Genomic DNA, 3,467 nt, shown 5'->3' with positions numbered 1-3,467 from the left:
ATGGAGGGCCGCACGTTCGCCGAGGCCGCCGACGAGTTGGTGGTGTCGCTCAACACGGTGAAGAGCCACGTGCGCCGCATCTACGCGAAGATGGGCGTCAACGGCAAAGCCGATTTGCTGGAAAAGGTGTCATCGGCCATCTAGCCCCAACTGGGGCGCGCGGGACGGCTGCGCTTGGTGTACCATACGTTGGACGAAACGGCGCGGCGACGGCGGGGAGGTGCGCGCATGGCGCAGAGGGAACTTGCGAGCTATCGGGATAAGCTCGCTCAGACGAACAGGGAGGCGAAGGCCACGGCGGCAGCGCTGGCCGTCATCGTGGCGGTGTGGCTCGTGGGCGGGTTCGGGCTCGCAGGCTTCGACGTCCAGCTGTTCGGCACGCCTTTGTGGATAATCGCGGGGTGCATGGGCACATGGGTCGCCGCGGTCATCGCCGCCATCGTGCTGGCGCGGTTCGTGTTCGCCGACTTCCCGCTGGACGACGAGGAGGGCCTCGATGGGTAACCTCGCCGCGCTCGTCCCCGTCGCGCTGTTCCTCGCGTTCGCCGTAGGGCTCAGCGTGGTCGTGCGCCACCGCACGCAGAGCGCGTCGGACGGCGGCGGCTTCGTGAAGGAGTACTTCATCGGCAACCGCGGCCTGGGCGGCTTCGTGCTGGCCATGACCACCATCGCCACGTACGGGTCGGTGAGCTCGTTCGTGGGCGGTCCGGGCCAGGCGTGGAGCATCGGCTTCGGCTGGGTGTACATGGCCGTGGTGCAGGTGACGGCGCTCGTTCTGCTGTACGGCATCGTGGGCAAGAAGATGGCGCTCATCGCGCGCAAGCTCGATGCGATCACGGTGGCCGACGTCATCCGGGCTCGCTACGGATCGAACGCGCTCGCGAACTTGTCGGCCGCCATCGTCGTCGTGTTCTTCGGCGCCACCATGATCGCGCAGTTCGTGGGCGGTGCGAAGCTGTTCGAGGCCGTGACCGGCTACTCCTACGTGTTCGGCCTCGTGCTCTTCGGCGTTGCCGTGATCCTGTTCACCACCATCGGCGGCTTCCGCGGCGTGGCGCTGACCGATGCGCTCTGCGGCATCGCCATGCTCGTGGGCATCGTGGTCCTGGCCGCGGGCATCCTGGACGCCGGCGGCGGCTACGAGGCCATCATGGGCTCGATCGCGCAGAATCACCCCGAGATGCTGGAGCCCACGTCCGGCGGCAACATGCCGTCGTCGCTGTACCTTACCCAGTGGCTACTCGTGGGCGTGTTCACGTTCGTCCTGCCGCAGTCGGTGGTGCGCACGATGGGGTACAAGGACGTGAAATCGCTCCACCGCGCCATGATCGTGGGCACCGTCATCATCGGCGCCATGATGATCGGCGTCACGGCGCTCGGCGTGTTGGCCGCCGGCGTGCTCACCGAGGATCTGGCGGCCTACGGCGGCAGCGTGGACAACATCATCCCGCTGGCCATCTCGCGGACGTTGCCGCCGGTGCTGGCGGGCATCGCCATCATAGGGCCGGTGGCCGCCTCCATCTCCACCGTGTCCTCGCTGCTTATCTCGTCATCCTCGGCGCTGGTCAAGGACGTGTGGATGCATTACGCCGAAGCGCGCGGCCGCCGCATGGGGGAGCGTGCGCTGTCCGTGTCGAGCCAGGCGGTTACGCTGGGGCTGGGCGCGGTGGTGTTCGTGCTGGCCGTCGTGCCGCCCGACGTCATATGGAAGATCAACATGTTCGCCTTCGGCGGCCTTGAGACGGCGTTTTTCTGGGTGATGGTGTGCGGCCTGTTCTGGAGGCGGGCGAACCGGACGGGTGCGCTGTGGTCGATGGCGGGCGGTACGCTGGCGTATTGCGCAACGATGGCGCTCGGCTTCAAAGTGGCCGATCTGCATCAGATCGTCATAGGCATCGTCGTGGCTGGCGTGTGCATGGTCGCAGGCTCGCTGGCCGGCAAGCAGGCGCCGGCCAGCCGCATGGAGGTGTTCTTCCCTGATTGCGACAGCGGCGCGGAGGCTGCGAACGGGTCCTCGGCCCGCCGCGCGGGCTAGCGCCGCCGGCCGTCGCGTTCGTCGGGGTGCTCGTCGCGACGTTGTCGCGCGTCCTCGAACATCTGCCTGACGTCGTCTTCGCTCAGTCCCATCCGCTCTGCCGCACGACCCATCTCGTCCATGCGCCGACGGTACTCGTGCACAACGCGCTCGGCCATGCGACGCCGCCGCTCTTCGCGATGCTGCAGAGCCTGCGCCAGCAGCGGGTCGTCTCCGTCGGGACGGGCATCGGGTGCCAGCTCGCGACGCGCTATCTCCTGCGCGGCCAGGTCGAGCGCCTCGTCGATGGCGCGCTTGCGGGCCGAGCGACGTTGCAGCAGCGCCGCTTGCTCCTCCCAGGACTCGCCGTCTCGGCCGCGCTCCTCGCGCCGTGCCGCCAGCCGCTCGAGCGCCTCCTTGCGTGCCAGCATGCGCTCCAGCTCCCAGTGCTCGCGCAGGATGTCGCCGATGTCGCGCGGGTTGCGGCTGATCTCCTTCACGGCCTCGATGGGCTTCGCGTCGGCCACGCGATAAGTGAGCATGCCCATCAGCGGCATGAGGAACACGGTGATGGCTCCGGCGGCCACCAGCACGCTGGCCGTCTCCTGCGACATGGCGTTTGCGCTCACGGCTACCGAGGTCACCGCCACGATGATGGGCAGCGCCGTGGTGCAGTACAGGGCGATGGTCAAGCGGTTGTGCGTGGAGATGCTGCGCGTGTCCTTGCCGGTGGCGAGTGCGACGAATATGGGCACGGTGCGGATGAGCAGGAGCAGCACGATGAACCCGACCAGCACCACAGGCTGTTGGAACACGGCCATGAGGTCGATCTTCGCGCCCGAGGCGACGAAGAACACGGGAATGAGGAAGCCGTACGCCACGCCGTCCAGCTTATGCTCCAGCGCGTGATCGCCCTCGGGAATGATGTAGCGCAGCACGAACCCGGCGGCGAACGCGCCCAGCACGATGTCGAGGTCGAACGCCGCGGAGAGCGCCACCAGCCCCACCAGCAGCAGCACGGTGACGCGCATCATGGTCTGGGAGGTGCCTTCCGCGTTCTCGGTGAGGAAGTTGAACAGCTTGTGCCCGGCCTTCTTCGCCTTCGCGGGAACGACGGCCGCCACCACGCACAAGGCGACGAACGCGAGCAGGATGAGAACGGTCTTCCATTCCGCGCGCGTGGACAAGAGCAGCGCCATGGCCAGCACCGGGCCCAGCTCGCCCCAGGTGCCGTAAGCGAGGACGGATTCGCCCACCTGCGTTCCCATGAGCCCGCGCTCCTTCAGGATGGGCATGAGCGTGCCCAACGCCGTCGTGGTCAACGCGATGGCGATGGCAACCGACTCGAGCTCGTTGGAAAACAGGCCGCTGGCGAAATGCACGAAGAGGAACGCCAGGACGATGGATACGCACCAGGTTGCCAGCCCGCGCTTGCCCTGGCTCCCGGTGAGGC

At 67.5% G+C, this 3,467-nt stretch carries 4 protein-coding genes; 3 read left to right on the top strand and 1 reads right to left on the bottom strand.

The annotated features are described in order from the left end of the window. The 3 genes from ACMO6A_RS07285 (at nucleotide 1) to panF (ending at nucleotide 2,035) form a co-directional block, all read left to right on the top strand. On the top strand, nucleotides 1–144 hold the full coding sequence (locus ACMO6A_RS07285; RefSeq protein WP_418471008.1) for a helix-turn-helix transcriptional regulator: 144 nt from the start codon (nucleotides 1–3) through the stop codon (nucleotides 142–144). Nucleotides 145–228: 84 nt separating this feature from the next. Further along, nucleotides 229–504 carry a YhdT family protein gene (locus ACMO6A_RS07280; RefSeq protein WP_015760838.1) on the top strand — a complete coding sequence of 92 codons (276 nt, stop codon included), beginning with the start codon at nucleotides 229–231 and terminating at the stop codon, nucleotides 502–504. Next, nucleotides 497–2,035 carry a sodium/pantothenate symporter gene (gene panF, locus ACMO6A_RS07275; protein WP_244059699.1) on the top strand — a complete coding sequence of 513 codons (1,539 nt, stop codon included), beginning with the start codon at nucleotides 497–499 and terminating at the stop codon, nucleotides 2,033–2,035. The genes ACMO6A_RS07280 and panF overlap by 8 nt, the downstream gene beginning before the upstream one ends. Here panF and ACMO6A_RS07270 read toward each other — a convergent pair. After that, on the bottom strand, nucleotides 2,032–3,467 hold a 1,436-nt coding region (locus ACMO6A_RS07270; RefSeq protein WP_418471007.1), incomplete at its 5' end, for a cation:proton antiporter. The two genes, panF and ACMO6A_RS07270, sit on opposite strands and share 4 nt — an antisense overlap.

It is taken from the genome of Eggerthella sp. (assembly GCF_048329335.1).
In the GTDB taxonomy this organism is placed as follows: Bacteria; Actinomycetota; Coriobacteriia; order Coriobacteriales; family Eggerthellaceae; genus Eggerthella; species Eggerthella lenta.
This window is presented reverse-complemented; position numbering and strand designations above follow the sequence as displayed.

Coding starts and splice junctions, on each gene's coding strand:
- ACMO6A_RS07285 (WP_418471008.1), top strand. CDS start 1: ATGGAGGGCCGCACGTTCGCCGAGGCCGCCGACGAGTTGGTGGTGTCG.
- ACMO6A_RS07280 (WP_015760838.1), top strand. CDS start 229: ATGGCGCAGAGGGAACTTGCGAGCTATCGGGATAAGCTCGCTCAGACG.
- panF (WP_244059699.1), top strand. CDS start 497: ATGGGTAACCTCGCCGCGCTCGTCCCCGTCGCGCTGTTCCTCGCGTTC.